The organism is Pantoea sp. FN0305, from assembly GCF_050113845.1.
GTDB lineage: Bacteria > Pseudomonadota > Gammaproteobacteria > Enterobacterales > Enterobacteriaceae > Mixta > Mixta alhagi.
This window is the reverse complement of the sequence record NZ_JBNJSN010000021.1, coordinates 1-1,674: the sequence shown is the minus strand read 5'-3', so window position 1 is coordinate 1,674 and position 1,674 is coordinate 1. Positions and strand designations below refer to the sequence as shown.

At 54.7% G+C, this 1,674-nt stretch carries 1 rRNA gene; it reads right to left on the bottom strand.

The window, feature by feature from the left end:
• Nucleotides 1-45: 45 nt before the first annotated feature.
• Nucleotides 46-1,587: ribosomal RNA gene (locus ACQE3Y_RS20465) — 16S ribosomal RNA — on the bottom strand.
• Nucleotides 1,588-1,674: the final 87 nt, after the last annotated feature.

Below are 1,674 nucleotides of genomic sequence, written 5' to 3'. Positions count from 1 at the left end.
ATCAGACAATCTGTGTGAGCACTTCACGGGCGGGATTCAGCATGGTAAGGAGGTGATCCAACCGCAGGTTCCCCTACGGTTACCTTGTTACGACTTCACCCCAGTCATGAATCACAAAGTGGTAAGCGCCCTCCCGAAGGTTAAGCTACCTACTTCTTTTGCAACCCACTCCCATGGTGTGACGGGCGGTGTGTACAAGGCCCGGGAACGTATTCACCGTGGCATTCTGATCCACGATTACTAGCGATTCCGACTTCACGGAGTCGAGTTGCAGACTCCGATCCGGACTACGACGCACTTTATGAGGTCCGCTTGCTCTCGCGAGGTCGCTTCTCTTTGTATGCGCCATTGTAGCACGTGTGTAGCCCTGGCCGTAAGGGCCATGATGACTTGACGTCATCCCCACCTTCCTCCGGTTTATCACCGGCAGTCTCCCTTGAGTTCCCGACCGAATCGCTGGCAACAAAGGATAAGGGTTGCGCTCGTTGCGGGACTTAACCCAACATTTCACAACACGAGCTGACGACAGCCATGCAGCACCTGTCTCACGGTTCCCGAAGGCACTTCCGCATCTCTGCAGAATTCCGTGGATGTCAAGGCCAGGTAAGGTTCTTCGCGTTGCATCGAATTAAACCACATGCTCCACCGCTTGTGCGGGCCCCCGTCAATTCATTTGAGTTTTAACCTTGCGGCCGTACTCCCCAGGCGGTCGACTTAACGCGTTAGCTCCGGAAGCCACGAGTCAAGCTCACAGCCTCCAAGTCGACATCGTTTACGGCGTGGACTACCAGGGTATCTAATCCTGTTTGCTCCCCACGCTTTCGCACCTGAGCGTCAGTCTTTGTCCAGGGGGCCGCCTTCGCCACCGGTATTCCTCCAGATCTCTACGCATTTCACCGCTACACCTGGAATTCTACCCCCCTCTACAAGACTCTAGCCTGCCAGTTTCGAATGCAGTTCCCGGGTTGAGCCCGGGGATTTCACATCCGACTTGACAGACCGCCTGCGTGCGCTTTACGCCCAGTAATTCCGATTAACGCTTGCACCCTCCGTATTACCGCGGCTGCTGGCACGGAGTTAGCCGGTGCTTCTTCTGCGGGTAACGTCAATGAACCAGGTTATTAACCTCGCTCCCTTCCTCCCCGCTGAAAGTACTTTACAACCCGAAGGCCTTCTTCATACACGCGGCATGGCTGCATCAGGCTTGCGCCCATTGTGCAATATTCCCCACTGCTGCCTCCCGTAGGAGTCTGGACCGTGTCTCAGTTCCAGTGTGGCTGGTCATCCTCTCAGACCAGCTAGGGATCGTCGCCTAGGTGAGCCGTTACCCCACCTACTAGCTAATCCCATCTGGGTTCATCCGATGGTGTGAGGCCCGAAGGTCCCCCACTTTGGTCTTGCGACGTTATGCGGTATTAGCCACCGTTTCCAGTGGTTATCCCCCTCCATCGGGCAGATCCCCAGACATTACTCACCCGTCCGCCACTCGTCAGCAGAGCAGCAAGCTGCTCCCTGTTACCGTTCGACTTGCATGTGTTAGGCCTGCCGCCAGCGTTCAATCTGAGCCATGATCAAACTCTTCAATTTAAAAGTCTGATGCTCAAAGAAAAACGTCGTAATGAATTACGTGTTCACTCTGAGACTTGATACTGCAATAGTTTTTGCGATATCCCG